The organism is Rhizobium indigoferae (genome assembly GCF_034554815.1).
Taxonomy (GTDB): domain Bacteria; phylum Pseudomonadota; class Alphaproteobacteria; order Rhizobiales; family Rhizobiaceae; genus Rhizobium; species Rhizobium leguminosarum.
Window position 1 is genome coordinate 1,098,952 of record NZ_CP140635.1, and the last position, 24,806, is coordinate 1,123,757.

The following is a 24,806-nucleotide window of genomic DNA, read 5'->3' on the forward strand; positions in this document are numbered from 1 at the left end:
GCAGTCATGTCGAGTGAGTATGGAATTTACCTGATCGTCTTCTTTGCAGTGCTGATATTTTCAGCAGCAGCATCGGAATTGTTTTTTCGACAGCGCGAGGTCTCGGTTCGCGTGTCGAAGAGCTCGGCGGCATCAGGCGAGGAATTCCACCTTGGCGATACGACGATTGCCGATCTCGGCGAGGCGGAAAACCGTCTGATCCGTCGCTATTTCGAGATTACTCGACGTGACACGAATGTGAACTCCACCCAGAACCGGCTGATCCGGGCGGGGTATTTCGCTGCCGGCGCCGTGACTGCCTTCCAGGTGGTTCGCGCGATGGTCTGTATCAGCGTGCTGGTCGCGGCGGTCTGGGTTCTAAACCGGGTCGTGCCGGACATGTCGCGGTTGGCTACACTGATCGTTGCCACGTTTGCTGCGGGCATGACCTTTATTCTGGTCAACATCTATATCGACCGGCGTGGTGCCGCCAAGGAGAGGGAGTACCGCCGCCTCTTTCCCGATTTCATGGATATGCTGATCGTCTGCCTCGATGCGGGGATGAGCATCGAGGCGGCGGCGAACCGTGTTGCCCGGGAATTCGTTGCCAAGCAGCAGGACTTCGGCCTGCATCTCTCGATCATGATGCTGGAAGTGCGGGGCGGCCGGCGATTGCGCGAGGCGCTCGCTAACCTCGCCATCCGCCTGAGGATTGACGAAGCCCGAGCCCTTTCCGTTCTGTTCCGCCAATCGGAAGAGCTCGGGACCAGCGTAACGCAGACGCTGAGGGTCTACTGCAAGGAAATGCGCGACCTCCGTATTGTTCGCGCCGAGGAAAAGGCAAACGCCCTGCCGGTCAAGATGCTGCTGCCGCTCGGCGCGTTTCTTTTTCCGGTAAGCCTCATCATCGTTCTCGTTCCCATTGTTATCCGTGTCATCAGTCTTCTCATCGGCATGAAACCCGGCGGTTGAGCCAAGCGAGGTCGTATGCAGTATTCGCTCGAACAGAATCGTAACGAGGCCATCATTTCCCTCGATCCGCGCATGCCGATGGCACCGGCAAGCATCGAACAGGCCGGACTGGATCCGTCGTTCCTGCTTCGGCTGGCGTCAAAATGCGCGGCCGAGCAGGACACCACCACGGCATCTCATCTCGCTGACCGAATGAAATTGCCGAAAGTGATCGTCAATATCCTGATCAAGGAGCTCGTGAAACTCGCCTATCTCGAGGCGCGCGGCTTGGCTGGTGAGGATGTGAGATCCGATATTCGATATGCGCTTTCCATGAAGGGGTTCGAATATGCCCACGCGGCGTCGCGTCAATGCCAATATGTCGGCCCGGCGCCGGTGTCGCTGGACGCGTTCTGCCGGCAAGTCGGTTTGCAGTCCATCCATCACGAGCGCGTGACCCCGGAGCGGCTGAACGACAGCCTTGACGGGCTGGTGCTCTCGGATGCCTTGGTCGAAAAGCTCGGCCCGGCCATCAACTCCGGTCGCTCTATCCTGCTTTACGGCCCACCCGGCAACGGAAAGACGAGCATCGCCGAGCGGACGTCGCAACTGTTTCGCCAAACGATCTGGGTGCCCTATGCCATCGAGGTCGGCGGCCATGTCATCAGTTTCTATGACGAAGCAGTGCATCACCCCGTATCGGAGGTTGACACGGAATCCCATCCGAAAGCGGATCAACGATGGATCGAATGCCGCCGTCCGGTGATCAAGACGGGCGGGGAATTGACCCTCGATCAGCTCGACCTCACCTTCAACGAAGGACCGAATGTCTACGAAGCGCCCATACACTTGAAGGCATCAGGCGGCGTTTTCATCATCGACGACTTCGGGCGTCAACAAGTGGCGCCGCAGGCGCTCATCAATCGCTGGATTGTGCCGCTCGAGCGCGGATATGACTTCCTGACGCTGCACACCGGCAAGAAGTTCAGGGTTCCCTTTGACGAACTGGTAGTATTTTCGACGAATATCGCTCCGAAGGACCTTTCCGACGAGGCGGGCTTGCGGCGACTCAAGTATAAGATCTTTGTGAACACCCCGTCGCGCGACGAATATATCAGAATTTTCAAATCCTATGCCAGCGACGCCGGATTGGCTGTCTCTGATCCAGACCTGAGCCTGTTCTACGATCGCAAGTACAACGGCGATGTGCTCGCGTCTTGCTATCATCCGAAATATCTTCTGGATTTCGTCGGTTCTTACTGCGAGTTCAACGGGATAGCAGGAAACGCTTCGCTCGATATGCTCGAACGGGCGTGGGAAGGTGTATTTACGTCGGAATGATTGCGGGCTTGTCACTGGACACGGCGTGTTCCTGGACAATGTGTCCAACGCAGATTTGATGACTTACGGGGAGTAAACGAATGACTAGCATTCCGGGCATTGAGGTCGAAGCAGACCGCGCAATACCAAGCAATTTGCGAGTGATAGAGCAGCGGGGCTCAAAAAGCTCGCTATTCGTCGGTTTGCTGCTGATGCTCTTGCCTGTGAATGCTGGCGTTCTCGTCTATACCGCCAAAAACTCAGCCGATGTTCGCGAGAGCCGCGAGACCATCGCCGCGCTTAAGAGGTCCATCGATGGTCTGAGGGGACAAATGGAAAAGCAGTCGCGCAACATCGCGGATAATGCCAAGGCTGACGAAGTCGCACTTATCCGCCAGGGGATGGATGGGCTGCAAAAGACTATGATGAACGAACTGCGAAACGACACAAGTGGTCTTCGGATGGGTTCAGCTTTGGTCCTTAGCGCACCCGGCAAGGAGCCAGCACAATTTTTCGCACCCCGTTCCGTGCCGGCGGAAGCTCAAGCTTCGGATAGCAGCCTTGCGTCCCTCGAAGCCGGGGGCATTGCCGTCAGTGACCTGCCGCGTTACGAGCGCACACTCTCGCCGGAAGGCCAGCTCATCCTTCGGAAGGCCCGGTAAACACCGCCTTCGCCGAAATCTCCAAAGCAATCGGTGGATGCTGCCAGGGGGCGCCGATGCTCGCAATGCGCAAGGGCAATCTCATCTCGACCCAGATTGCCGATCGCTGCAAGGCCCATCACCGCTGAGCGTAATTTACGCTGTTCTTCATCAATTCGAGATTACGGGCAGTGACTTCGTTTCCGGGATCAAGCTCATAGGCTTTCAGGAAATACCGTCTGGCAGTGCGCAAGTCACCGCGTAAAAGGTGAGAATATCCGATATTGTTGTAGTAGACCGGGGTGTTGCCGATCATTCGCGAGAGTTGCTGGTAGGCGCGGTCGGACGTGTCGAAGCGGGCAACCATGTCGGCGGATGCAGCTAAGCCCAGCCAAGCGGCCGGATCCTGCGGAAAAACGTCAACTGCTCGCTTGTAAATGGCGTAAGATTTTCCGTAGTTCTTTTCCTGAAATTGCAGTTTGCCGGTGGTTATCAACTCGTCGTTCTTATAGAAGGCGACGGCTGAGTCATCCTCAAGGGTCTTTGCACTATCGCCATAAGCAGCCAGACCATCAACGCTGGATGACTGGCAACCAGCTAAAATCGCCCCAGTCGCTATCAAAAACGCTATGCATTTAGTCCCAGCTCTGATCTGCAACATTGGCAATTTTATCCCCCATCAGACATTCTTACCTAAGACTCGGATGTGTTCACCGGAAATCATCGTAAAAAAAAGCTAACAACTCAAGAATTTGAGCAAATAGTCGCAAAAAAGCGACAGATACGGTCTTCGACGGAATGCGACAGTATGATAAAACGCCTGCTATCTAAAGTAGGCATCATCTGCCGCGTGACTCCTTGAGTGGAAATCAATCAACGTCGCCTATCCTGCTCGTCAGGTCAAAGGATGGAACGCCGTATGCGGATCGCTATTTTCACGCTGATGCGACTTGGGCCATCACTGGCTTACGCGATAGCATCGATCTTCGTTCTCAGCATACCGCTCTTGGAAAGCCACCCCTCAAGTGCCACTGCCTGGTGGCTGTATATGACAATCCTTCCGGTCATGCGCGAGCCCATCTATCTGCTTTTGGCGGTACCCGGCGTTGGAATTTGGAGCGCCACGGTCCTGTTGATGCTTGCATCGATTTTCGGGGTTCGTGTGGCCATGCAGCCGCAAAGACACCACCGTTCAGGCTTCATCCATGCCCATATTGCGCTGATCGCGACCGGTCTAACTATGGGGCGGGCAGCCGTTGGCCAGGCCGGCCTTTCCGACTTTGCGCTGCCTCAATTTCAACGAGGCGACTGGTCGTTCCTGCCGCTATCCCAACCGCTTGGGACCTTCCTTTTCATATCCGTGTTTTTGGCGTGCATTTGCTGCCATTTAACAGTCATCAAGCGTGCAATATCGGCGTGATGGAAAAGGGTTGAACCGCCCCGCCGGAGGCGCGGCAAGACGTATCTCGAGTTGCGGCAGCGCAGGCAGGACCGGCTCCAGCCAAGGCGCAGGAGAAGCCGAAGCTTGGCGCAGCCGCCTTGAAGATTTTCGGTTTCGCCCGGATCGCCGCCGTTGGCCTTGCCATCTATCCTGTCGCTCGCCATCACCTTGAAAATCCCCCGGGACAAGGCCAAGCTCCTATCCCATCGACATCAGCCTTTCAATCCGCGAGGGTCTTTACCACCATGCCCGATACCTACCCGCCCTCGAACCTCGCGGCGATCGACGCCGCACACCACCTGCACCCCTTCGCCGATATGAAGAAGCTGAATGCCGAAGGCACGCGCATTATCCAGCGCGGCGAGGGCGTCCACATCTTCGACAATCACGGCAGGAAATATCTCGATGGTTTCGCTGGCCTCTGGTGCGTCAATATCGGCTATGGCCGCCGGGAGATCACGGATGCCGTCGCAACGCAGATGAACGAGCTGCCCTATTACAATACCTTCTTCGGCACGACCTCGACCCCAGCGACCCTGCTTGCGCAAAAGGTTACTTCCCATGCCGGTGAGCGTTTCAACCATATCTTTTTCACCGGCTCCGGCTCCGAGGCGAACGACACCTGGTTTCGCATGGCCCGCGTCTTCTGGAGCGCTGTCGGCAAGCCGTCGAAGAAGATCGTGATATCAAGGAAGAACGGTTATCACGGCTCCACCGTTGCCGGCGCCAGCCTCGGCGGCATGAAATACATGCACGAACAGGGCGACCTGCCGATACCTGGTATCGTCCATATCGGCCAGCCCTATTGGTACGGCGAGGGGGGCGATCTCACGCCCGCCGAATTCGGTCTCAAGGTCGCCCGCGAGCTTGAAGCGAAGATCGATGAGCTGGGCGAGGAGAATGTCGCAGCCTTCGTCGCCGAGCCGGTGCAGGGGGCGGCCGGCGTCATCATCCCACCGGAAACCTACTGGCCGGAGATCGACCGCATCTGCAAGGCGCGCAATATCCTGCTGGTGACCGACGAGGTCATCTGCGGTTTCGGCCGGCTGGGCGCCTGGTTCGGCCACCAGCATTTCGGCGTCGAGCCCGATCTGGCGCCGATCGCCAAGGGGCTTTCCTCCGGTTACCTGCCAATCGGTGGCGTGCTCGTCAGTGACCGTATCGCCGATGTGCTGATCAACGAGGTCGGCGACTTCAATCATGGCTTCACCTATTCCGGCCACCCGGTCTGCGCCGCCGCCGCACTCGAGAACCTGCGCATCATCGAAGAGGAAAGACTGGTCGAACGGGTGCGCGATGATATCGGACCCTATTTCGGCAGGGCCTGGGCAGCGCTCGCTGAACATGATCTCGTCGGTGAGGCCGACAGCATCGGCCTGATGGGCGGCCTGCAGCTTGCCGCCGTGAAGAGCACGCGCACACGTTATGCCAAGCCCGATCAGGTCGGTGCGCTGGTGCGCAACCACGCGCTGGCGAACGGCCTCGTGCTGCGCGCCACCGGCGACCGCATGCTCGCCTCGCCGCCGCTCATTATCAGCCACGCCGAGGTGGACGAGATGGCAAGGATTACCAGGCTGGCGCTGGATTTGGCCTGGAAGGAGCTCAAATCCTGATTTCACTCAGCCATGCTCGCTAAACCAGCCACAGGCGAAGCCGCTATCTGTCTAGCGAAAGCCTTCGGGCCTAAAGCTCAAAATCCTGCGGTTTGATATCTTCGGCGCCGTGTTTCACCCGTAGGACCACGATGCGGTCGCGATAGGAGCGGTAATAGATGCAGCGGTTCCGATAGGGCAGGCCGCGCAGGCCTTCCGCAATGTGGTCGCGGGGAGATCCGGTGAAGTCCACTTCGGCGATCCAGGCGATCTTCGCGGTCAGATCGGCCAGGAACTCCTGCGCATAGTGGGGGCTGCTCTCGGCGATATAGCGCCGAATATTCCGCAGATCCTCAATGGCGGATGGAGCGATAATCAGGCGTTTCGGTTTGATGGCCCTAGCTTTCGTTCATGACGTCTTTGAGGAGATCCGCGCCGGTAGCGTATTCCTTGCCGAGGCCGGCTTCGATCTCGGCGTCCGCCGCTTGAATGTCCTTACGCAGCACCTGCATTTTCAGCTCGTGGTCGGCGAGCATACGGATGCCTGCCCGCACGGCCTCGGTTTCGGTGCCGAACCGGCCATTGCGGACAAGATCCGATAGAATCCCGTCATAGGTATCGCCAAGGGAAAAGGTTTTTGCCCGTGCCATTTAAATTTACTCCCTGCTCACACCATATGACAAATACAATACTTTTACAATATTTGAACGTGCTAGATATGGCCAACGAGCCGATGGCTCAGCGCCTCCGAGCACAGTGAATGATAGCGAGATCACGAAACCGGCGTTGGATGCCGCATGGGAGGAGCTGATGATTGCGCTCTAACCCGGCTGATTGACCCAGGCATAGCCGAAACGATAGCTGTCACCGCCGCGCCGATACAAATAGGGCACGTCGATCGCCGATGCCTGCGGTGCGGACGCGCCGAGATTGGCCTGCAGCCATTCAGCCATATCAGGCGGCAGCGCTTCGCTTCCGCCTTTGGGGAGGAGCCAAACCAGGAGAAGCGGTCGCCGACCCGCAAGATCCGGTTGGAAGCCGGGATAATCGACGGAGACGACCGGCACACCGGGAATATCTTGCCTGACATTGCCGGCAAGCAAGCTGTCGCCGGCAAGGATCGCCGCCGGTTCGGCCTGTCTGCGCAATATTTCCAGCATGCCGGCATAAGGCCTGTTCAGCCGCTCGTAATGACCGGTGAAGCGTGCTGCCGCAACGCTCCCGTAAAGGGCCGACGGCACGCCGATCATGATGATGGCGACGATGGGCATAAAACGCCGGAACGCCCTGTCTGTCGCGACGCCTGCCGCCTCGATCTTCAGGCAGAAATAGAGCGGCAGGATGAAGAGCATCGGCACCAGCCAGCGATCCTTGATGCCGGCCGCGCCGCCGAAGACGATCAGAAGCAGAATGCCGGCCAAGAAGACGAGCATCATCCGCTCGAGGAGCCGCGTCCATTCCGAACCGGAGCCGAGTGTCGGACGAAGGCTCCTGCCGAAGACGAGCGCGAATACCGCCACGGTCAATCCGGCAAAGCTGATGATGGCGAGAGCCAGTGAACTGACGCCCATGGCCACCTGGGTGAGATAGCTCGCATGGCCGCTCGCGGTCATCTTCTCCAGGGTGCGTGCGGTGGCGAAATCGAGATTATCCTTCAGCCAGAAGAGATGCGGCAGGATGATGACGAGCGCCACCGCCGCCGTCAGCATCAGTCGCCAGTCGAAGATCCGCGGCCGCAGGCGCGCATCCGAAAGCGCGGCAATCAGGGCTGCCGCCGGCAAGATCGCGAAATTATATTTAGCGAGCAGGCCGAAACCGATGCCGATGCCGGCGATGAGATAGGAGGCGAGGCTCGGCTGCTTCAGGCTGCGGATGAAGCCGTAGAAGAAGATGCTGGCCGAGAAGAACACGGCTACCGTATGCGTCAGGTCGCGCTGCATCTCGAAAGCCAACTGCGGGATCGTCAGCAGCCCGAGCGTGGTGATCGCCACCAGCACCTTGTCGCGCAGGATAAGCCGCGCCGTCAGGCCGTAGAGCACGTAGGAGCTGAACAGCAGTAGGTTCTTCACCACCGAAAGGGCGGTTAGCGAGACGCCGGCGAACTGGAAGACCGTGTATTGCAGCCAATTGTAGAAGGGCGGCTGCGGGCCGTAGCCGGCGGCAAGCCATTGTGAGCGGAAGACCTGTTCGGCTTCGTCGAGATCGAGAGAATGCGAGGTTGCGAGCCGCACGCCGACCTGAAGCACGAAATAGGCCGCCAGCAGGGCAAAAATCCAACTAATGTCGCGACGGCTGCTCTCGGTCATTCTATTTGCTCTCCGGCCGAACCCAGGCGTAACCGAGCGCGAAATTGTCGCCCTGGCGGCCGAAATAATAGGGAAGCGACAGCGAGCCGATCTCCTGCAGCGCGATGCCGGCCGCCGTCAGCGCTGATGAAAACCGCTCCGGCATGATCGCATCGGCAGCCGTCGCCGTTTTCTTGCCGCGCCAGACGATGAGCACCGGCCCCTTGGCCTCGGCATAGGCCGGAATGCCCGGTGCCGGAAAATCCGGGATCACCACCGGCACATCGGGAAATTGCAGCCGCATGTTTCCGCCGATATAGGGGTCGGAAGCGATCACAAGTGCGGGTTGCGCCTGTCGCGTCATTTCGCGCGAAAAGCCCGCCATCGGCACATTCGGCCGGCTGTAGGTGCCGATCAGCCCGGCGCCGACGACACGGAAACCGAGGGCGATCAGCACGCAGGCCATCAGCACCGGCAGCACCGGCCGGAAGCGGCGCAGCCCGGCGGAAAGGTCGAGCCCGGCCGCCTGCATCTTCGCCAGGAAATAGATCGGCAGCACCAGCAGGAACGGGTCGAGCCAGCGCTCGCGAACCGTGGTGGAGCCGGTGAAAAGCACGATGAGAGCAATGCCGGCGAGACTTGCGAGCATCATCCGCTCCATCATCCCCGTCCAGCGGTTGCCCGCCGAAAGCGCCCGGACAAAATCCCGGCGAAAGGTGGCGGCGAAGATCAGCACCGGCAGCGCCGCAAAGGCGATGATGGCGACGAGAAAGGCGACAAGGCCTTTGCCGATCCGCACGGCGCCGGCCGGTTCGCTGCCGGCGGCCATCTTGACCAGAGTGTCGGAGGAGGCGAATGCGAGATTGCCCTGCAGCCAGACCGCGTGCGGCAGGACGATGACGAGTGCGACAGTGATCGCCGCCAGCATGCGCCAGTCGAGCGCCCTGCGCCGCCATTCGGCATCGGGCAGGATGGCGATCAAAGCGACGACAGGCATCAGCGCGAAATTATATTTCGAGATCAGCCCGATGCCGGTCGCAAGCCCGAGCAGGAGATAGCTGCCGATATCGGGCCGATCGAGCGTGCGGAAGAAGCCGTAGAGAAAAAGCGAGCTGGCAAAGAGCAGCGCCGTCGTGTGGGTCAGGTCCTGCTGGGCCATGTAGGAGACCTGGGGCAGGGTGATCAGCGCCAGCATAGCGACGGCGGCAAGCGCCTGATCCTTCAGCGCCCGCCGCCCGGCAAGGCCGTAGAAGAGATAGGATAGGAACAGCAGGATGTTCTTCGGAACGATCAGCGCGCCGATCGACATGCCCGCCACCGAAACGACGGCATATTGCATCCAGTTGTAGAAGGGTGGCTGCGGGCCGTAGCCGGCCAGCAGATATTGCGAGAAGAAGGACTGCTCGGCCTCGTCGAGCTCCAGCGAATGCGGAAGCGCGATGCGCAGCGCGATGTTGAGCACGAAATAGGCTGCAAGCAGCAGGCCTGCGGTTCTGATCGTGCTCGTCACGCGCTCCAGCATCGTGCTGCCGGCTTAGGCTTGGCTTTGATCGTCGAAGATCTGCCGCACGATGTAGTTCGGAGAGGCGTCGTCGCGATAATAGGTGCGCGCAATCATTTCCGCCAGGATGCCGGTGGTGATCATCTGCACCGACGACAGCAGCAGCACGACGCCGACCATCAGCATCGGGCGCGTGCCGATATCGTTGCCCATGATGAATTTGTCGAAGCCGAGATAGAGCAGGATCAGCATGGCGAGCGCGCCGAGACCCAGGCCGAGCGAACCGAAGAAATGCCCCGGCCGCGCCTTGTAGCGCATGAAGAACATCACCGATAGCAGGTCGAGGATGACGCGGAAGGTGCGCGAAATGCCGTATTTCGAAACGCCGTGCTCGCGGGCATGGTGGGTGACGGCCATCTCGCCGATGCGCGAGCTCGGAACGACACCGGCGACCCAGGCGGGGATGAAGCGGTGCATCTCGCCCATCAGCTTCACCTGCTTGATGATCGAGGCACGGTAGATTTTCAGGCTGCAGCCGTAATCGTGGAGCTTGACGCCGGTGATGCGGCCGATCAGATAGTTGGCGCACCAGGAGGGGATCTTGCGCAGGAACAGGCCGTCCTTGCGGTTCTTGCGCCAGCCGACCAAGAGGTCGAGTTCACGCCGTTCCAGCTCGGAGACCATCGAAGGAATGTCCTTCGGATCGTTCTGCAGGTCGCCGTCCATCGTCGCGATCAGGCGGCCCTGGGCCGTGTCGATGCCGGCCTGCATGGCGGCGGTCTGACCGAAGTTGCGCTGCAACTCGACGATCCTGAGCGCCAGCCCCTCGCGCCCGACGTACTTGCGGGCGTTGACGAGCGTCGCATCCGTGCTGCCGTCATCGACGAGGATCAGCTCCCAGCGATGGGGGTAGCTAACCATCGCAGCCACGACACGCTCGATGAGCGGGCCGACGCTTTCCTCTTCGTTGAAAATGGGTACGACCAGCGACAGCTCGAGCGATTGTACCGGGTCATTCGTACCGCGAATGGGCTCTACCGTTGTCTGCAACTTTCATCTCCAAAAGGCCGGACGGCCTGGTAACCTTTACTGCTGCCGCCGCACTTGCGGAAGGCTACTACATGAAGTGTCCGCCGGTTGCCAGCGGGCAATGCCGGTTTCCCGCAATCGGCCGATCTGCCTGGGCGCTATTTCGCGCCGCCTTCTACCCAGGAGTAACCAATGGAGAAGCTGCGTTTGCCGTCACCGAAGAGATAGGGCAGCGTCAGCGTCTTCAACTCTTGCAGATGAATGCCAGATTTGACGAGGTCATTGGCGAAGCCGGGGGAAATTGTTGGATCATCTGCGGTCTCGCCGCGCCAGATAACCAGCACCGGCCCCTTCGCGTCCGCATATTCGGGAACTCCGGGACCGGGGAAGAACGGGATCACGACGGGAACATCGGGAAACTCCAGCCGCATGTTGCCGGCCACGAACTTGGTTGCCGCCACGATGAGAACCGGCTTGCGGGTCGCGGTCAATTCAGCCACGTAACCGGAAAAGGGTACGTTCGTTCTTGTATACGTGCCGATATATTGAATGCCGACGATCCGGAAGAGAAGGATCGACAGGATGACGACCATGAAGACCGGCACCACGGGCCGGAAGCGCGCAAGACCGGCGGAAAGATCGAGACCTGCGGTTTGCAGTTTCAGGAACAGATAGATCAGAAGGACGAGCAGGCATGGGTCGAGCCAGCGCTCGTGGATATCGCTGGCGCCGGCGAAGAGGACCACGCCGACGAAGGCGAGCAGGCTGATGACCATCATCCGCTCGATCACCCGGATCATCGGGCTGGAAGAGGAGAGCGCGCGAAGGAAGTCGCGCCGGAAAGCGGCCGCGATGAGAACGATCGGCAATGCGACGAAGCCGAGGACGGCGATGATGAGAGACAGCAGTCCTTGCCCGATGCGGGGGAGGCCGGCCGGGGCCAGGTGTTCGGCGGTCATCCGCTCCAGCGTCGGCGCAGAGGCGCTGGCGAGATTGTCAGGCAGCCAGAGCGCATGCGGCAGCACGATCAGAATGGCAAGGACGGCCGCCGTCAGCAAACGCCAGTCGATGAGACGGCTGCGCCATTCCCGCTCCGGCAGCACGGCAATGAGGGCGGCAAATGGCAGGATGGCGAAATTATACTTCGAGATGAGCCCGATGCCGGTGGCGATGCCGATGAGGAGGTAGCTCCCGATCGTCGGCTGGCGCAGCGTGCGGAAAAAACCGAAGAGGAAGAGCGAGGTCGCAAACAGCAGGGCAACCGTATGGGTCAGTTCGCGCTGCGCCATCAGGCCAACCTGCGGCAGGGTAATCAGGCTCAGCATGGCAACGGCTGCGAGCGAACGGCTCTTCAGCACCTCGCGGGCAGCAAGCCCGTAGAAGAGATAGCAGCCAAAGAGAATGATGTTCTTGGGCACCGAGAGCACCCACATCGATATGCCGGTCACCGAAACGATGGCATATTGGATCCAGTTGTAGAAGGGCGGCTGCGGACCGTAGCCGGCAAGCAGATATTGCGAGTAGAAGGACTGCTCCGCCTCGTCGAGATCGAGCGTATGCGGCAAGGCGATGCGAAGCGCGATGTTCAGCAGGAAATAGGCTGCCAGAAAAATGCTTGCGCTGGTAATGCTTCTGGTAATCCGCTTCAACATCGATCTCCACGTCAAGCCGGCAAGGCGCCATCATTTACCGGTCGGCCGCTCGGATCGTCGGCGTGGAGGCGTTTTCACCGCCATCGCCATCACTCCGCCGTTGTGCGCAACCTTCATTTCTCTTAAAAGGCCTGGCGATGGTATCGGCCCATGCCGACCCAAGCGAGGAATGCCTACTACATGAAGACTTCGATCGTTGAAAGCCGGCAATCCTGGTTTATGCGCAATCGCATGACGGTGCTGACGGTCGTCATCGTCGCAGCCTATGGCCTCTTCATCCAATGGTTCTGGGGTTGGCCTGTTATCATCAGGCAGTGGGCCGATGTCGGCGCGGGTCCGGTGATCGGCGCGCTCGTGCTATTGACGAGCACCTATTTCCTGCGCACCTGGCGCATCTATGATTATTTTCCGAACGAAACGGCCGGCCGGTTCGCGGTCCTCTTCCGCGTCACGCAGATCCACAACCTGCTGAACATCATGCTGCCCTTCCGCACCGGCGAGACCAGCTTTCCGCTGCTGATGCGCACTGAATTCGGCATTCCGCTGACGCGCGGAACCTCGGCGCTGTTCGTCATGCGGCTGCTCGACCTGCACGCCCTCCTGGCCGCTGCCGGCATCGGCTTTGCCGTCGCTTCGGCCGATGCGGCTGTTGCCTGGTCGCTTTGGACAGCCTTCCTGCTGTTGCCGGTCGCAGCTTTCGCCGCCCGCAAGCCGCTGCTGCGCCTTGCCGCCAGGCTGCTGCCTGAGAAGGCGCAGAAATTCGTCGCCGAGATCGAAAACGGCTTGCCGCTCGATGCCATCGCCTTTGCGCGCGCCTGGGCGATGACCATCGTCAACTGGCTGGTGAAGGTGATGGTGCTGGCATGGGCGCTCGGCCTGATGGGCGTGCTGCCAATGGCGGCGAGCTTCGGCGGCGCGCTCGGCGGTGAACTCTCTTCCGTGTTGCCGATGCATGCGCCCGGCGGCGTCGGCACCTATCCGGCCGGCATCACCGCCGGCGCCATCGCCTTGGGAGCATCGAGCGAGCGGCTGGCCCTTGCCGCGCTGGCACAGGCGAGCGTCAATGCCCACCTGCTGATCATCGTTTCGGCGCTGACCGGCACCGCGATCTCACTGCCGCTCGGACGTCGCGGCAAGCTCTGAAATCCGTTTTCTCAGAAACGCCTGCTCCGGCTCCTGCCGGCAGAGCGACAGCGCCGTTTCATAGGCCGCGATCGCCTCTTGCTTCCGGCCGAGACGGCGCAGGAAATCGGCACGTGCCGAATGGGCGAGGTGATAGGCCTGCAGCTCCCGGCGTGCCAGAATGGCATCGACCAGTTCCAGCCCCTTGGCCGACCCTTCCGCCATCGCGATCGCCACGGCGCGGTTGAGCTCGACGATCGAGGAGGGCTGCGCCGCCAGAAGCAGATCGTAATAGAAGGCAATCCGTCGCCAGTCGGTCTCTTCGGCAGCCGGCGCCTTGGCATGCTCGGCGGCGATCGCCGCCTGCAGCGTATAGGTGCCGACCTCTCCCGTCCGCATTGCTTCTGTGAGCAGCACCAGGCCTTCCGCAATCTTCGCACGGTCCCAGAGCGAGCGGTCCTGATCGGCAAGCAGCACCAGCGATCCCTGCTCGCCGCGGCGGGCGGTGCGACGGGAATCCTGCAGCAGCATCAGCGCCAGCAGGCCGGAGACGTCGGGATGCGGCAGCAGCGCCAGAAGCAGCCGCGCCAGACGTATCGCCTCTGCGGTCAAGTCGGCCCGGACCACGTCTTCACCCGAAGAGGCCGAATAGCCCTCGTTGAAGACCAGGTAGATGACGTGCAGCACCTGGTCGAACCGCGGCGGCAGCGCCTCGTGGCCCGGAACCTCGTAGGGGATCTTCGCAGCTCGGATCCTGCTCTTGGCGCGCACGATCCGCTGCGCTACCGTCGGCGCCGGCGTGAGGAAGGCGTGGGCGATTTCTTCGGTGGTTAGCCCGCAGATTTCTCTGAGTGCCATCGCCATCTGCGCATCGGCCGGGATGGCCGGATGGCAGCAGGTGAAGATCAGCCGCAGCATGTCGTCCTCGATCGGTTCCATGTCGCCGATGTAAGTTGCGTCGGGCGAGTAGAGGCTGTCCTCGATGTGATGCTGTGAAGCATCGAAACGCGCCCGCCGCCGGATCGTGTCGATCGCCTTGAAGCGCCCCGTGGAAACGAGCCAGGCGAAGGGCTTGCCGGGAATGCCGTCCGTTGGCCATGTCCGGGCAGCTGCGGCGAAGGCGTCGTGAAGCGCTTCCTCCGCCCGGTCGAAATCGCCGAGCAGGCGGATCAGCGTCGCCAGCACCCGGCGCGATTGCGTTCGGTAGATCTCCTCGATGACGCGTTCCAAAAGGGCACCTCAGTCCGGCAGGGTCAGCATTCGCACGGGCCTCAGTTCGACGGCGCCGTAACGTGCCGAAGGGATCCGACCGGCAATTTCGCTAGCCTTCACCATATCCGGTGCCTCGATGACATAGAAGCCGGCCAAATGCTCCTTCGTCTCGACATAGGGGCCGTCGGTGGCCGACAGCGTGTTGTTCCGAACGCGCAGCACGGTCGCCGTCTCAGGCATCTCCAACGCATCGGCATGGATCATGATGCCGTCGCGGCGCAGCTCCTCGTCGAAGGCGAAATGCGCTTTGACGAGTTCATCGGTCTCTTCCGATGTCAGCGTGCCGTCGGTGTCGGCGCAATTGTAGATCAGGCAGATGTAACGCATGGCTCAGCATTCCTCCTTGATCGAATAGGCTGGCCGCACTTCGATGGAGCCGTATCGCGCTACGGGAAAAGTGGCGGCGATATCAGTTGCCTCTTCCATGTCTTTCGCCTCGATCAGCACGAAGCCGCCGAGATGCTCTTTGATTTCGGCGAAGGGGCCGTCGGTCGTCGTCACCGCATCGTTGCGGACCCTGACCGTCATTGCCGTCGAAGGTTCGCGTAGCGCCAACGCCACCAGCAGGTGGCCGCTGTCGCGTAGCCTGTCGTCGTTGATGATCGAATCCCGTGTCAGCTTTTCGCCGTCCTCGGCTGAAATGGCACTGATCTTTGCGGTTTCGAACCAGACCTGGCAGAGATATTTCATCGCCGTCTCCTCACGCGTCTTTGCCGAAGGAATGAATGGGTCGCACCTCGATCGCGCCGAGCCTGGCGAACGGGATGCCGGCGGCAATGCGGATCGCTTCGTTGAGATCCTTGGCCTCGATCAGGATGAAGCCGCCGAGCGCCTCCTTCGTCTCGGCGAAGGGACCGTCCGTCACCGACATCTCGCCGTTGCGCACTCGGACAGTCACTGCCGATTTCGGCGACTGCAGTGCCTGGGCGACGATCATATGGCCGCTTTCGACGAGGTCCTTGTCATAGTTCAAGGAATTGGTGTCGAGTTCGGCCTTCTCTTCTTTCGTCATGGCGTCGAGTACCCCGCCATCGAACCAGACCTGACAGAGATATTTCATCGCGGACAGCCTCCTTGTGAGCGTTTCAATAACCCTGGACGACCGAGCTCCACGCATTTCGACAGCGGCGGCAAAAATCTTTGTGCCGGCCGGCTGTCGAAATCGCAAGGCAGCACTCGACAAGGCTTCATCGAAACTTGTCGAGGAGACCTGTAATGAGCATTCTTGAAATTGCGTTGGCAAGCCACATCTGGGCACGCCGCCGTGAGAAGCGTCCGCTGGGGCTCGACGATGCCGATGCGCTGAAGGTTCTTCTGCGCATCGCTTTCGTCTTCGTGGCCTTCACCCTGCTGATATCAGGGCTGAACCTTGTAGCCGGCAGGCCGCAGATGCTGGCCGACGGTTCGGCGCCAGTCGTGACGGGCAGATGAGGAAACGGCCTATTGGAAGGCAGTTTCGAAGAAGCTGCGCAGCTTGCGTGAATGCAGCGCTTCCTTTGGCATGGCGGCAAGCTTCTGGACGGCGCGGATGCCGATCTGCAGATGCTGGTTGACCTGCGTGCGGTAGAAGGCCGTTGCCATGCCCGGCAGTTTCAATTCGCCATGCAGCGGCTTGTCGGAGACGCAGAGCAGCGTGCCATAGGGCACGCGGAAGCGGAAGCCGTTGGCGGCGATCGTTGCCGATTCCATGTCGAGTGCGATTGCGCGCGCCTGGGAGAGCCGCTTCACCGGTCCGCGCTGGTCGCGCAGTTCCCAGTTGCGGTTGTCGATCGTGCCGACGGTACCGGTGCGCATGATGCGCTTCAGCTCGAAACCCTCATAGCCGGTGATTTCAGCAACGGCGGCTTCGAGCGCCACCTGCACCTCGGCCAGCGCCGGGATCGGTACCCAGACCGGCAGGTCGTCGTCGAGAACATGGTCCTCGCGCATATAGGCATGGGCCAGAACATAATCGCCGAGCCGCTGGCTGTTGCGAAGACCGGCGCAGTGGCCGAGCATCAGCCAAGCATGCGGACGCAACACTGCGACGTGGTCGGTGATTGTCTTGGCGTTGGACGGGCCGACGCCGATATTGATCATGGTGATCCCGGCATGGCCCTTCTTCTTTAGATGGTAGGCCGGCATTTGGGGCAGGCGGGTGAGGGCGGCATCCGTTTCCGGTGCCTTCGAGCCGGGCAGGGTGACGACATTGCCGGGCTCGACGAAAGCGGTATAGCCGTCACCGTCCTCCGCCATCATCTTGCGCGCCCAGCTGCAGAATTCGTCGATATAGAACTGATAGTTCGTGAACAGCACGAAATTCTGGAAATGCTCGGCATGCGTCGCCGTATAATGCGACAATCGGGCGAGCGAGTAGTCGATGCGTTGCGCGGTGAACGGCGCGAGCGGCGAGGGCTCTCCCGGCGGCGGGATATATTCGCCATTGGCGATCTCGTCGTCGGTGGTATTGAGGTCGGGCGTGTCGAAGATATCGCGCATCGGAATGTCGACGAATGCGGTCGTCGATGCTTCCACATGCGCGCCCTCGCCGAAGGCGAAGTGCAAGGGGATCGGCGTCGTCGATTCCGAGACGATGACAGGAACATTGTGGCTCTTCATCAAGAGCGCCAGCTGCTCCTTCAGGTAATGCTTGAAGAGCTTCGGCCGCGTGACTGTCGTCGTATAGATGCCGGGTGCCGTGACATGGCCATAGGAAAGCCGCGAATCGACATGGCCGAAGCTTGTCGTCTCGATGCTGACCTGCGGATAAAAAGCGCGGTAGCGCGAGGAGATCGGAGCACCCTGCGCAAGTTCGGCGAAGCTCTTGATCAGGAACGCCGTATTGCGCTCGTAAAGCGCCATCAGCGTCTCGACCGCCTTGGCGGGATCATCGAAACTCTCAGGCTGGAAAGGTGGTGGAGAGGATATTTCGAGGGGCGACAAAGGGGAGATTCGTTTGTTCATGACGCATTATAGAGAGTTGTTTTTGACAAGCAAACGACGCGCGCCGGCGGATTCCGATTTTTTATCCTTTTCCGTGTCGGATTCCAGTCATCGCACCGTAGGCGCGCAGAAGGTGCCGTTTCTCTCCAGGCAGGTGTAGCTTGCTCCGAAATGCGACTGCGCACCGCCGCCACCCTGGTGCACCACGACCGCCGAAAACGTGATCGCGAAGATCGCAGCAAACAGCGTGATGATGCTAAAGCGTCTTGCCAGAATATAGATGTTCATCCCCTTGTCCCCGACACGCAACTCTATCGTGACAATAGTTTTGCCATGCGATGGCTGAACGAGTGCTGAGATGCCGGTTCATCAGCCGTTCAGCTTGCCGGGCAGGCTCGGCTAGGTTGCGGAGAGGATTAGAAGGGGTCGCTGGGCGAATTCGACGCCATAAGCATTCGCCGGCTGGCGTAGCGGAGGAGACCGCAAAGGGCTTCGAGGCATGCCGGCGCGCCGGCATGCTTCAGCGTTTCGGATGATCGTTGCGCCTTCTTATGGCCTCAGAGCCGCGTCCAGGTCTGCGACTTGCAGAGGATCTTCATCACGCAGCCCTGCATCCTCAGCGAATTGCCGGAAACCTTGCCCGCGCCGCTATAGGTCTTCTCGGCGGCCGGGTCGGTGATCTCGCCGGCATAGCTGCCGCCGGTTCCCGCCAGTGTGCCGATCTTCCGGCCGGCATATTTACCGGTCTTCAGCGTCACGCAGTAACTGCCGCCGCACGATGCGATCACCGCCGTATCACCGGCGGCCGTCTTCCAGTTGCCGACGATCGGCTCTTCGGCATGCGCGATACCCGCGATCATGGCGATGGCGCCGGCGAGAACGAAGCTGCGGATCATCTTTTCCTCCATGATGTCCTAGATCGGTCGCGAAAATAACTGACGCGAACGTAAAGGTAAATAAGCCCGATTGCTATCTTGCGGATCGGATAAAAAACAGGAGAAAAAAAACCATGCGGCGAGCTTGTAAAGATATCGCCTGCTGATTTCATGATGAACGATCCCTTTATTTTCAAATCTGAATCTTTCGTAAAATTCGAGCGAAAATCCTTAATTCGCAAGGAATCTGATGTTTAACAAAAACCCAAATTTACCAAGCATTTGCACTTTGTTTGTCGCAAATTAATCATGCATTTTAGGCGTTTTTTGAAAGCCGTTTGGCATAGTGAACCCATCAAACGAGCGGGGTAAACCCGCCGGACCGCAAGGGCCACAAGCCGCGATAGACGGCAAGGCCCAGAGGTAAAACAGGGTAAGTCATAAACAGGCTAACAGGGATAAAACCGATGGCACGCTTTGAAATGCACAATGCTGAAACGGCCACCATGGGTGGCGACAACAGCGCCGATGTCTTCTGCGAAATGGGTCTGATGTATGCGACCGGCCGCGGCTGCGAAGTCGATCTCGTCTCAGCCCACAAATGGCTGAACATCGCCGCAATCAAGGGCAACGATCGCGCCGCCGAGCTTCGTGCCGACGTGGCCGCCGCCATGGACAAGATGCAGCTCGCAGCAGCGCTGCGCGCCGCCCGCGAGTGGATGACGGTTCACTAAGGAATTCGACAAGAGCAGCAATAACAACCCCAAAAAGAGGGGCTGGCGAGGCGCTTTGGACTGGGCAGACGCCGGGAGAAGAGAACCGCGACCGGATATCCTCCACCGGCCGCGGTTTTTCCGTTTTATCGGCCGATCTCTTTCAGCACCCGCGGCAGTGCTTCGTCGAGGAGCGCCATATCGCTCTCCGGCCCGACGCTGACGCGAATGCAGCGATTGAGCGGCGCCACGCCAGGCATGCGGATGAAAACCCCGTGCTCCATCAGCCCGTCGACGATCGCCCTGGCATAAGCGCCGTCGCGGCCGGTGTCGATCGCCACGAAATTCGTGGCCGAGGGCAGGGGCTCAAGACCGTTCGCCCGGGCGATACCGCCGATCCGCTCCCGCGCCGCATGGATTTTCCCGACCACCTCGACGAGATAGGCCTGGTCCTTGAGGGCGGCGAGCGCTGCGGCCGTTGCCAGCCGGTTCATGCCGAAATGATTGCGGATCTTGTCGAAGGCCTGCGCCGTGCCTGCTGTCGAGATCACGTAGCCGGTGCGTGAGCCGGCAAGTCCGTAGGCCTTGGAGAAGGTGCGGGTGCGAACGACGTTCGGCAGTTCGATCAGCGAGGAGATCGACGGCCGTGAACCTGCCGGCCCCGTTTCGCTATAGGCCTCGTCGAGCACCATCAGTGTCGTCTCGGGCAGCGAACGGGCGAAAGCGACGATGCTGTCGGCATCCCACCAACTGCCCATCGGATTATCAGGATTGGCGAAATAGACGAGCGGCGCATTCTCGCGCTTGACGGCATCGAGCAGGCCGTCGAGATCCTCGCGGTCGTTTGCGTAGGGAACGGTCACCAGCCGACCGCCGAAACCGGCGACATGGAAATTGAAGGTCGGATAGGCGCCGAGCGAGGTGATGACGGGCGCGCCCGGCTCGATCACCAGCCGGACGATCTGACCGAGCAATTCGTCGATGCCGCTGCCGATGGCGATATTGGCGGCCGAGACGCCGAGATGGGAGGCTAGCGCTTCCCTGAGCGCGAAGTTCTCCGGATCGTTATATTTCCAGATATTGCCGGCTTCCTCGCGCATCGCTGCAAACACGGAGGCGGCCGGGCCGAAGCCGTTCTCATTGGCGCCGATGCGCGCCGAAACGGCAAGCCCGCGCTGGCGCTCGATCGCCTCGGGGCCGACGAAAGGGACTGTGGAAGGCAGGGCGCTGGCAAGAGGTGTGAAGCGCGAAAAGGCGGACATGCGACGGCAGTTTCCCGGACATAATGACAATTGGCGCAACAATAGGCCCGGGTACGGCCAACGCAAGCAAGATTATTTCCGCAACTGCGGCCTGTTCAGGCCCGGAAGATCGGCGCACGCCGGGCAGCAATTGCTTCCATGTTGCCGACGAGAAAATCGGTGCGGACGACGCGGCGCAGAACCTCGGGGTCCATGATGTTGATGAACCGCACCCCGATGCGTTCCTTATGGCGATAGACCTCGGCGCAGCCGATGCGATAGGCGAGGCCAAGAATGTTGAGATAATAGTGCTTTGGCAGGCCGGCCGTGGTCGAGACGACGAAGGTGGCGCCACCCTGGGAGATATCGATGATCTCGGCGCTTCGCATGGAGACGCCTGTGAGGCACGGCCGGACGGCGACGATGCGGGCTGGCCGTTTGACGCTGAATTCTTCCCAGCGCAGGTCGTAGACGGCGGATTTGACCGTGGCAAGGTGTGTAGCGCGGAGCATAGTCATTCACATTCTCCGTCAGTCAGGACGCATTGGGGGTTTATCTCAATCAAGCTGACCTTGATCTCATTCAGGCTGGCTTGATCGAGCAACTGGTCTTGATCCCAACCAAGGTCACATGAATGTTTTGCACATTCGTCAAATATAAAATTACAATTTTAACGAGTTCAAACTTTGTTCCCAAGCGGGACGCCTTCATGTTCATTATCGGGACGCGCTTTCGATTCCGAGCCTCCCGTTTCAGCCAAAAAATCTGACGGTAAGATATCCGCCTGCGGCGGTCAGCGCCGTCAGAGCCGTGCCCCAGGCCATGTCGACCAGGCTCATGACGAATGGCCAATTGCGAAGCGTGGCAAGATTGGTGATGTCATAGGTGCCATAGGCCGCCAGTCCCAGAATGGCACCGTGGAGAAATGCGGTGGCGATCGAGCCTGTCGACAGCGCCGGCAGCACTGCAAGCACAACCACTGCGGCGGCGAAGAACAGGTAGAACAGTGCGCCGACCGCAAGATTGGGCGAGGGCAGCATCAGCGTTCCCAGTTGGTCGCGGTAGAAGTCGCGGGCGATGAGGCCGAGCCATATCCCGTCGCAGATGAGAAGGGTGAGAAAGGCGCCGGCATAGGCGAGCAGTGATGTCTTCATTGTCAATCTCCCGAACTTGGCCTTTCTACGCAGCAACGGCCGGCCGGATCGCCGCCCCGTTCGATCTCGGCGCAATTTTCCCGAACTCTTTCAATGGCCGAGCGTTGTGTCTTGATCGATGAAGCACGGCGCGCTTCGAATGACGACAGCGAGGAGTTGAAGATGACTGATGTCAAAATCCCTTGGGAATCATGGGTCGTGGTCTGCAATGGAGCCAAGGCTCTGATCATGCAGAATGCCGGCGATGCCCAACTGGTGAACCTGAAGGTGCTGGAAACCCTGACGCAGCCGAGCGCGCCGGATCGCGAGATTGGCGCCGATAAGCCAGGCCGAACCCATGCTGCAGACGGACTGAGCGGCAGCGCTGTCGAGGAGACCAGTTGGCAGGATCAGGCCGAAGCCGAATTTCTGAAACAGGTGGCGGGAAAGCTCGACGACTTGGTGCAGGAAAAGAAGGCCCGTCGCATCGTCCTCGTCGCACCGCCGAAGGCGCTTGGCACGCTGCGGCCGGCACTCCGCGCCGATACGCAGGCGGTGATCACCGCGGAAGTGGCGAAAGACTATACCAATATGCCGGTCGACGAGATCGAGCGGCATCTCGCCGCCTGAGCCATTAGAGCAATTCCAGGAAAAGTATGAAGCGGTTTTCCGTCCGGATTTGCGTAGAAACAAAAGGATAGAGGTTACCGCTCTAGCGAGGAAACGCGGGTCGGGAGGGCCCGCGTTTTCGTGTTATATCGAGCGTCTCTGCCCACCAAACAGCTCTTCATGATCGGCAAAGAGCGCCGCCAGACGGTCGATGACGATCCTGACCTCCGGCCGTTGCCGTTCGTCGTCATGCGCAACGATCCACATCTCGTAGGTCAGTTCGTCGATCACTGGCCCGGCGCGGACGAGCCTGCGCTCCTGATCGCCGATGAAACAGGGAAGCACGCCGCGGCCGGCACCGCCGCGGATGAGGTAGAAGAGCATATGTGGCGTGTTCGTCCAGCTGGTGATCCAATAATCCGGCTGCTCGAAAGTCCATTTGTCGGCCGGGGTGACGGCGGTATCGGTGCCGAGCGAGATCCAGTTGCAATTCGTCTCGTCATAACCGGCCGCCTGATAGGCCGCATGCGCCACCTGGACCGAACGGCGGATGGCGACGTTGCCGCTCTCCGGCCGGCTGTGGCCAATGGCGATATGCGCCTCGCGGTAAGTGAAATCAACGCTGGTGTCGCAGGTCTTGTAGCACATGCGGAAGCTGTCCTTCGGCGTCCAGACGCTGGCCAGATGATCGGCGATGAAGCGCGAGGTCCAGCTGTCGGCGGCCGTCGAGACGATCGGCAGCGTCAGCACCTCGCCGCGCCAGTCCGAGATCGCACGCGCCGCATCCTGCATCAGCCGGACGCGATCGAGCAACGCCTGCCCATCCTTGGCCAGCAGATAGCCGGTAGGGCCGCGGCTGAACAGCGATCGGCCCGTCACCCGTTCGAGCGCCAGCATGCGCCGGCCGATCGTCGGCGCGCTGAGCCCGGTGCGGGCCGCCGCCGCCGAAAGCCCGCCGCCTGTCGCAACATGGAAGAAAAGTTGCAGGTCGTCCCAGCTCGCATCTTTCATGGATGAAAACCCCCTTTCCCCAACGCCTCTACATCGGAAGGGCGCGAAGGCTTAGCTCAAGTGCTCCAGGAAATAGATGGAGGATGAAGCAATGGATCTCAACTGGGTTGTTCTCTTCAGGGAAATCGAAATCCGCAATCGGCGGATCCGCTGCGATCGCTCTGCCGATCCGCTTGCCGACCCGCTTGATCGTCCGGAATGGCGCGGATTTCTCTGGGCCGTTCCGATCATCGCACGTCTCGCCGCAAGACGAAGCGGCGAAACAAAGGAGACGCGCCGCGATGATTCACGGATCGGAAAAAGCCTCAGGTTTCGAAGTTCAATCGCAACACGTGGTGCAGGAATTCCGGATTGATCAGCATGTTGAAGCTGATCGTCACCAATTCGCCTTCGCGTTTGACCACGGTCGCGCCGATCTCGTCATGGATGCCGAGGATTTCGAGGAAGAAATGGCTCGGTATTTCCAGGTTCGGGCTGACTTCGAGCAATGCGCCGGCAAGCGTGATCGTGCGGATCAGGCAGCGCACCTGCGTTCCGGTGCTGAGGTGATGGCCGACGAAGATGATGTTGCCGGGCCTGTCGAGATTGAATTCCCTGTAAGCACGTTCCGGCTTGGGGTGTTCTGTGTCGAGGTGCATCTGAAAGGCCCTTTTAGCCTCCGCCTGTTCTACGACAAGATATTAGCGGAAGAATGCTGACACTTGCTGAAGAACATCGGTAAAATTGAATGCTTCTGTGAAACCTGCGGGAAAATCGCACCGATTTCGTGCAGATTTGCCCCAAAGTTGCGCATTCCCCAGCGCATCCGCGCCATTCTTGACATGTCGGCGGCGTTCGCGCATACAAAGGCCGGTTCGAGGCACCGGCCGCTCGCGGATGAAAATCCATGGTGAAGCCCTCGCGATTATGGTCACGGCCCCTTGTGCATGCTGACTGGCGGCAATGCGAGCTCCCATCCACAGTCGAAGAGCATGCCTTGCGAAGGCTGACTCCATGACGACGACCTATCCTGCCATCGACGAATTGAAGGCTCAGGCCAAGCGCCTGCGCCAGGCGATGAACGATCGCGGCACCCCGCTCACCCACAGTGCGGCCCTGGAAATGATCGCCCGCCAGCACGGCGCGCGCAACTGGAACACGCTCGCGGCCCTGGCGGCAAAGCCCAATGCCGCTCCGAAGACGCCGCTCTTCGTCGGCGCGCATATTCGCGGCCGTTATCTCAATCAGCCGTTCACCGGCGAAGTTCTGGCGCTTTCGGCCCTGCCGGGCGGCGATCTGCACAGGATCACCATCCATTTCGACGAGCCGGTGGATGTCGTCACCTTCGAGAGCTTTTCGGCCTTTCGCCAGCGTGTGAACGCGCAGATCGATGCCGACGGTATCTCGCCGAGGAAGACCTCGAACGGCGTGCCGCATCTGGTGATCGATCTCTAGATTGTTTTTGTCCTTTTGAGGCCGTCCAGATCCGCATGACTTTTAAGCTGGATCGGACCCTGCCTCATATCGCACGGATTTCT

At 60.1% G+C, this 24,806-nt stretch carries 31 protein-coding genes; 12 read left to right on the forward strand and 19 right to left on the reverse strand.

Going from position 1 to position 24,806, the window contains the following annotated elements:
* The first annotated feature begins 6 nt into the window (after positions 1 to 6).
* The 3 genes from U5G49_RS05635 (at position 7) to U5G49_RS05645 (ending at position 2,912) form a co-directional block, all read left to right on the forward strand.
* The gene (locus U5G49_RS05635; protein WP_112906422.1) at positions 7 to 951 is read left to right on the forward strand and encodes a type II secretion system F family protein; all 945 of its coding nucleotides are present in this window, start codon (positions 7 to 9) and stop codon (positions 949 to 951) included.
* Between the two features lie 15 nt (positions 952 to 966).
* Positions 967 to 2,271 carry an ATP-binding protein gene (locus tag U5G49_RS05640; protein WP_193444715.1) on the forward strand — a complete coding sequence of 435 codons (1,305 nt, stop codon included), beginning with the start codon at positions 967 to 969 and terminating at the stop codon, positions 2,269 to 2,271.
* Between the two features lie 80 nt (positions 2,272 to 2,351).
* The gene (locus U5G49_RS05645) at positions 2,352 to 2,912 is read left to right on the forward strand and encodes a hypothetical protein (RefSeq protein ID WP_193444714.1); all 561 of its coding nucleotides are present in this window, start codon (positions 2,352 to 2,354) and stop codon (positions 2,910 to 2,912) included.
* Positions 2,913 to 3,030: 118 nt separating this feature from the next.
* On the opposite strand, the gene U5G49_RS05650 is transcribed toward U5G49_RS05645, so the two are convergent.
* Positions 3,031 to 3,552, reverse strand: a complete 522-nt coding sequence (locus tag U5G49_RS05650; protein WP_130759535.1) for a tetratricopeptide repeat protein — start codon at positions 3,550 to 3,552, stop codon at positions 3,031 to 3,033.
* Between the two features lie 258 nt (positions 3,553 to 3,810).
* Here U5G49_RS05650 and U5G49_RS05655 point away from each other — a divergent pair, with 258 nt between their 5' ends.
* The gene (locus U5G49_RS05655; protein ID WP_193444713.1) at positions 3,811 to 4,311 is read left to right on the forward strand and encodes a hypothetical protein; all 501 of its coding nucleotides are present in this window, start codon (positions 3,811 to 3,813) and stop codon (positions 4,309 to 4,311) included.
* Between the two features lie 266 nt (positions 4,312 to 4,577).
* The gene (locus U5G49_RS05660; RefSeq protein ID WP_193444712.1) at positions 4,578 to 5,945 is read left to right on the forward strand and encodes an aspartate aminotransferase family protein; all 1,368 of its coding nucleotides are present in this window, start codon (positions 4,578 to 4,580) and stop codon (positions 5,943 to 5,945) included.
* 70 nt (positions 5,946 to 6,015) lie between these two features.
* On the opposite strand, the gene U5G49_RS05665 is transcribed toward U5G49_RS05660, so the two are convergent.
* From U5G49_RS05665 to U5G49_RS05690, 6 genes are all read right to left on the reverse strand, one after another.
* The gene (locus U5G49_RS05665; protein ID WP_082933995.1) at positions 6,016 to 6,318 is read right to left on the reverse strand and encodes a type II toxin-antitoxin system RelE/ParE family toxin; all 303 of its coding nucleotides are present in this window, start codon (positions 6,316 to 6,318) and stop codon (positions 6,016 to 6,018) included.
* Positions 6,319 to 6,322: 4 nt separating this feature from the next.
* Complete coding sequence (locus U5G49_RS05670) at positions 6,323 to 6,574, reverse strand: ribbon-helix-helix domain-containing protein (protein ID WP_003546845.1); 252 nt, start codon at positions 6,572 to 6,574, stop codon at positions 6,323 to 6,325.
* 171 nt (positions 6,575 to 6,745) lie between these two features.
* Positions 6,746 to 8,230 carry a glycosyltransferase family 39 protein gene (locus U5G49_RS05675; protein ID WP_193444711.1) on the reverse strand — a complete coding sequence of 495 codons (1,485 nt, stop codon included), beginning with the start codon at positions 8,228 to 8,230 and terminating at the stop codon, positions 6,746 to 6,748.
* Between the two features lies 1 nt (position 8,231).
* Complete coding sequence (locus tag U5G49_RS05680; protein ID WP_193444710.1) at positions 8,232 to 9,731, reverse strand: glycosyltransferase family 39 protein; 1,500 nt, start codon at positions 9,729 to 9,731, stop codon at positions 8,232 to 8,234.
* A 12-nt stretch (positions 9,732 to 9,743) separates the two neighbouring features.
* A complete protein-coding gene (locus U5G49_RS05685; protein ID WP_018241359.1) occupies positions 9,744 to 10,760 on the reverse strand; it encodes a glycosyltransferase family 2 protein in 1,017 nt (338 codons plus the stop codon).
* A 137-nt stretch (positions 10,761 to 10,897) separates the two neighbouring features.
* A complete protein-coding gene (locus tag U5G49_RS05690) occupies positions 10,898 to 12,391 on the reverse strand; it encodes an ArnT family glycosyltransferase (RefSeq protein WP_193444709.1) in 1,494 nt (497 codons plus the stop codon).
* 180 nt (positions 12,392 to 12,571) lie between these two features.
* Here U5G49_RS05690 and U5G49_RS05695 point away from each other — a divergent pair, with 180 nt between their 5' ends.
* The gene (locus U5G49_RS05695; RefSeq protein WP_193444708.1) at positions 12,572 to 13,534 is read left to right on the forward strand and encodes a lysylphosphatidylglycerol synthase domain-containing protein; all 963 of its coding nucleotides are present in this window, start codon (positions 12,572 to 12,574) and stop codon (positions 13,532 to 13,534) included.
* On the opposite strand, the gene U5G49_RS05700 is transcribed toward U5G49_RS05695, so the two are convergent.
* Genes U5G49_RS05700 through U5G49_RS05715 form a run of 4 tightly spaced genes read right to left on the reverse strand, consistent with a single transcriptional unit; the run spans position 13,502 to position 15,845 of the window.
* Positions 13,502 to 14,743 (reverse strand): RNA polymerase sigma factor, encoded by a 1,242-nt coding sequence (locus U5G49_RS05700; RefSeq protein WP_193444707.1) that lies wholly within the window; start codon positions 14,741 to 14,743, stop codon positions 13,502 to 13,504. The genes U5G49_RS05695 and U5G49_RS05700 overlap by 33 nt on opposite strands.
* Before the next feature lie 9 nt (positions 14,744 to 14,752).
* On the reverse strand, positions 14,753 to 15,112 hold the full coding sequence (locus U5G49_RS05705) for a YciI family protein (RefSeq protein ID WP_193444706.1): 360 nt from the start codon (positions 15,110 to 15,112) through the stop codon (positions 14,753 to 14,755).
* Between the two features lie 3 nt (positions 15,113 to 15,115).
* Positions 15,116 to 15,475 (reverse strand): YciI family protein, encoded by a 360-nt coding sequence (locus U5G49_RS05710; protein ID WP_018447351.1) that lies wholly within the window; start codon positions 15,473 to 15,475, stop codon positions 15,116 to 15,118.
* A gap of 10 nt (positions 15,476 to 15,485) precedes the next feature.
* Entirely contained in the window at positions 15,486 to 15,845 is a 360-nt protein-coding gene (locus tag U5G49_RS05715; RefSeq protein WP_193444705.1) for a YciI family protein, read from the reverse strand.
* 155 nt (positions 15,846 to 16,000) lie between these two features.
* On the opposite strand from U5G49_RS05715, the gene U5G49_RS05720 reads away from it, so the two are divergent.
* Positions 16,001 to 16,216 carry a hypothetical protein gene (locus U5G49_RS05720; RefSeq protein WP_246289014.1) on the forward strand — a complete coding sequence of 72 codons (216 nt, stop codon included), beginning with the start codon at positions 16,001 to 16,003 and terminating at the stop codon, positions 16,214 to 16,216.
* Positions 16,217 to 16,225: 9 nt separating this feature from the next.
* Here the strand turns inward: U5G49_RS05720 and U5G49_RS05725 are convergent, their stop codons facing one another.
* The 3 genes from U5G49_RS05725 to U5G49_RS05735 form a co-directional block, all read right to left on the reverse strand.
* Positions 16,226 to 17,728 carry an AMP nucleosidase gene (locus U5G49_RS05725; protein ID WP_026230822.1) on the reverse strand — a complete coding sequence of 501 codons (1,503 nt, stop codon included), beginning with the start codon at positions 17,726 to 17,728 and terminating at the stop codon, positions 16,226 to 16,228.
* Between the two features lie 87 nt (positions 17,729 to 17,815).
* A complete protein-coding gene (locus tag U5G49_RS05730; protein WP_018241368.1) occupies positions 17,816 to 17,995 on the reverse strand; it encodes a hypothetical protein in 180 nt (59 codons plus the stop codon).
* A gap of 269 nt (positions 17,996 to 18,264) precedes the next feature.
* A complete protein-coding gene (locus U5G49_RS05735; protein WP_003558027.1) occupies positions 18,265 to 18,603 on the reverse strand; it encodes a DUF2147 domain-containing protein in 339 nt (112 codons plus the stop codon).
* A 446-nt stretch (positions 18,604 to 19,049) separates the two neighbouring features.
* On the opposite strand from U5G49_RS05735, the gene U5G49_RS05740 reads away from it, so the two are divergent.
* Positions 19,050 to 19,316, forward strand: coding sequence for an SEL1-like repeat protein (locus U5G49_RS05740; RefSeq protein WP_018241371.1), 267 nt, complete (start codon positions 19,050 to 19,052; stop codon positions 19,314 to 19,316).
* A 125-nt stretch (positions 19,317 to 19,441) separates the two neighbouring features.
* Here the strand turns inward: U5G49_RS05740 and U5G49_RS05745 are convergent, their stop codons facing one another.
* From U5G49_RS05745 to U5G49_RS05755, 3 genes are all read right to left on the reverse strand, one after another.
* Positions 19,442 to 20,557: a pyridoxal phosphate-dependent aminotransferase gene (locus U5G49_RS05745; protein WP_193444703.1), complete on the reverse strand. Its 1,116-nt coding sequence runs from the start codon at positions 20,555 to 20,557 to the stop codon at positions 19,442 to 19,444.
* Between the two features lie 95 nt (positions 20,558 to 20,652).
* Positions 20,653 to 21,054, reverse strand: a complete 402-nt coding sequence (locus U5G49_RS05750) for a pilus protein PilZ (protein WP_003578226.1) — start codon at positions 21,052 to 21,054, stop codon at positions 20,653 to 20,655.
* 234 nt (positions 21,055 to 21,288) lie between these two features.
* Positions 21,289 to 21,690, reverse strand: a complete 402-nt coding sequence (locus U5G49_RS05755; RefSeq protein WP_193444702.1) for a DUF2177 family protein — start codon at positions 21,688 to 21,690, stop codon at positions 21,289 to 21,291.
* 162 nt (positions 21,691 to 21,852) lie between these two features.
* Between U5G49_RS05755 and U5G49_RS05760 the strand changes: the two genes are divergently transcribed.
* Complete coding sequence (locus U5G49_RS05760; RefSeq protein ID WP_193444701.1) at positions 21,853 to 22,299, forward strand: baeRF12 domain-containing protein; 447 nt, start codon at positions 21,853 to 21,855, stop codon at positions 22,297 to 22,299.
* Positions 22,300 to 22,422: 123 nt separating this feature from the next.
* On the opposite strand, the gene U5G49_RS05765 is transcribed toward U5G49_RS05760, so the two are convergent.
* Complete coding sequence (locus U5G49_RS05765; RefSeq protein WP_193444700.1) at positions 22,423 to 23,289, reverse strand: LysR family transcriptional regulator; 867 nt, start codon at positions 23,287 to 23,289, stop codon at positions 22,423 to 22,425.
* 91 nt (positions 23,290 to 23,380) lie between these two features.
* On the opposite strand from U5G49_RS05765, the gene U5G49_RS05770 reads away from it, so the two are divergent.
* Positions 23,381 to 23,644, forward strand: a complete 264-nt coding sequence (locus tag U5G49_RS05770) for a hypothetical protein (protein ID WP_246289012.1) — start codon at positions 23,381 to 23,383, stop codon at positions 23,642 to 23,644.
* Here U5G49_RS05770 and U5G49_RS05775 read toward each other — a convergent pair.
* A complete protein-coding gene (locus U5G49_RS05775) occupies positions 23,595 to 23,927 on the reverse strand; it encodes a hypothetical protein (protein ID WP_018241377.1) in 333 nt (110 codons plus the stop codon). The genes U5G49_RS05770 and U5G49_RS05775 overlap by 50 nt on opposite strands.
* 63 nt (positions 23,928 to 23,990) lie before the next feature.
* On the opposite strand from U5G49_RS05775, the gene U5G49_RS05780 reads away from it, so the two are divergent.
* Together U5G49_RS05780 and U5G49_RS05785 are read left to right on the forward strand one after the other, a co-directional pair.
* Complete coding sequence (locus U5G49_RS05780) at positions 23,991 to 24,182, forward strand: hypothetical protein (RefSeq protein ID WP_193444699.1); 192 nt, start codon at positions 23,991 to 23,993, stop codon at positions 24,180 to 24,182.
* A 100-nt stretch (positions 24,183 to 24,282) separates the two neighbouring features.
* Complete coding sequence (locus U5G49_RS05785; RefSeq protein WP_193444698.1) at positions 24,283 to 24,723, forward strand: glyoxalase superfamily protein; 441 nt, start codon at positions 24,283 to 24,285, stop codon at positions 24,721 to 24,723.
* Positions 24,724 to 24,806 lie beyond the last annotated feature (83 nt).

Excerpts from the sequence above, each read along its gene's own strand:
- U5G49_RS05635 (WP_112906422.1), top strand. The coding sequence starts at position 7 with ATGTCGAGTGAGTATGGAATTTACCTGATCGTCTTCTTTGCAGTGCTG.
- U5G49_RS05640 (WP_193444715.1), top strand. The coding sequence starts at position 967 with ATGCAGTATTCGCTCGAACAGAATCGTAACGAGGCCATCATTTCCCTC.
- U5G49_RS05645 (WP_193444714.1), top strand. The coding sequence starts at position 2,352 with ATGACTAGCATTCCGGGCATTGAGGTCGAAGCAGACCGCGCAATACCA.
- U5G49_RS05650 (WP_130759535.1), bottom strand. The coding sequence starts at position 3,552 with ATGTTGCAGATCAGAGCTGGGACTAAATGCATAGCGTTTTTGATAGCG.
- U5G49_RS05655 (WP_193444713.1), top strand. The coding sequence starts at position 3,811 with ATGCGGATCGCTATTTTCACGCTGATGCGACTTGGGCCATCACTGGCT.
- U5G49_RS05660 (WP_193444712.1), top strand. The coding sequence starts at position 4,578 with ATGCCCGATACCTACCCGCCCTCGAACCTCGCGGCGATCGACGCCGCA.
- U5G49_RS05670 (WP_003546845.1), bottom strand. The coding sequence starts at position 6,574 with ATGGCACGGGCAAAAACCTTTTCCCTTGGCGATACCTATGACGGGATT.
- U5G49_RS05675 (WP_193444711.1), bottom strand. The coding sequence starts at position 8,230 with ATGACCGAGAGCAGCCGTCGCGACATTAGTTGGATTTTTGCCCTGCTG.
- U5G49_RS05680 (WP_193444710.1), bottom strand. The coding sequence starts at position 9,731 with ATGCTGGAGCGCGTGACGAGCACGATCAGAACCGCAGGCCTGCTGCTT.
- U5G49_RS05690 (WP_193444709.1), bottom strand. The coding sequence starts at position 12,391 with ATGTTGAAGCGGATTACCAGAAGCATTACCAGCGCAAGCATTTTTCTG.
- U5G49_RS05695 (WP_193444708.1), top strand. The coding sequence starts at position 12,572 with ATGAAGACTTCGATCGTTGAAAGCCGGCAATCCTGGTTTATGCGCAAT.
- U5G49_RS05705 (WP_193444706.1), bottom strand. The coding sequence starts at position 15,112 with ATGCGTTACATCTGCCTGATCTACAATTGCGCCGACACCGACGGCACG.
- U5G49_RS05710 (WP_018447351.1), bottom strand. The coding sequence starts at position 15,475 with ATGAAATATCTCTGCCAGGTCTGGTTCGAAACCGCAAAGATCAGTGCC.
- U5G49_RS05715 (WP_193444705.1), bottom strand. The coding sequence starts at position 15,845 with ATGAAATATCTCTGTCAGGTCTGGTTCGATGGCGGGGTACTCGACGCC.
- U5G49_RS05720 (WP_246289014.1), top strand. The coding sequence starts at position 16,001 with ATGAGCATTCTTGAAATTGCGTTGGCAAGCCACATCTGGGCACGCCGC.
- U5G49_RS05725 (WP_026230822.1), bottom strand. The coding sequence starts at position 17,728 with ATGAACAAACGAATCTCCCCTTTGTCGCCCCTCGAAATATCCTCTCCA.
- U5G49_RS05730 (WP_018241368.1), bottom strand. The coding sequence starts at position 17,995 with ATGAACATCTATATTCTGGCAAGACGCTTTAGCATCATCACGCTGTTT.
- U5G49_RS05735 (WP_003558027.1), bottom strand. The coding sequence starts at position 18,603 with ATGATCCGCAGCTTCGTTCTCGCCGGCGCCATCGCCATGATCGCGGGT.
- U5G49_RS05740 (WP_018241371.1), top strand. The coding sequence starts at position 19,050 with ATGGCACGCTTTGAAATGCACAATGCTGAAACGGCCACCATGGGTGGC.
- U5G49_RS05745 (WP_193444703.1), bottom strand. The coding sequence starts at position 20,557 with ATGTCCGCCTTTTCGCGCTTCACACCTCTTGCCAGCGCCCTGCCTTCC.
- U5G49_RS05750 (WP_003578226.1), bottom strand. The coding sequence starts at position 21,054 with ATGACTATGCTCCGCGCTACACACCTTGCCACGGTCAAATCCGCCGTC.
- U5G49_RS05755 (WP_193444702.1), bottom strand. The coding sequence starts at position 21,690 with ATGAAGACATCACTGCTCGCCTATGCCGGCGCCTTTCTCACCCTTCTC.
- U5G49_RS05760 (WP_193444701.1), top strand. The coding sequence starts at position 21,853 with ATGACTGATGTCAAAATCCCTTGGGAATCATGGGTCGTGGTCTGCAAT.
- U5G49_RS05765 (WP_193444700.1), bottom strand. The coding sequence starts at position 23,289 with ATGAAAGATGCGAGCTGGGACGACCTGCAACTTTTCTTCCATGTTGCG.
- U5G49_RS05770 (WP_246289012.1), top strand. The coding sequence starts at position 23,381 with ATGGATCTCAACTGGGTTGTTCTCTTCAGGGAAATCGAAATCCGCAAT.
- U5G49_RS05775 (WP_018241377.1), bottom strand. The coding sequence starts at position 23,927 with ATGCACCTCGACACAGAACACCCCAAGCCGGAACGTGCTTACAGGGAA.
- U5G49_RS05785 (WP_193444698.1), top strand. The coding sequence starts at position 24,283 with ATGACGACGACCTATCCTGCCATCGACGAATTGAAGGCTCAGGCCAAG.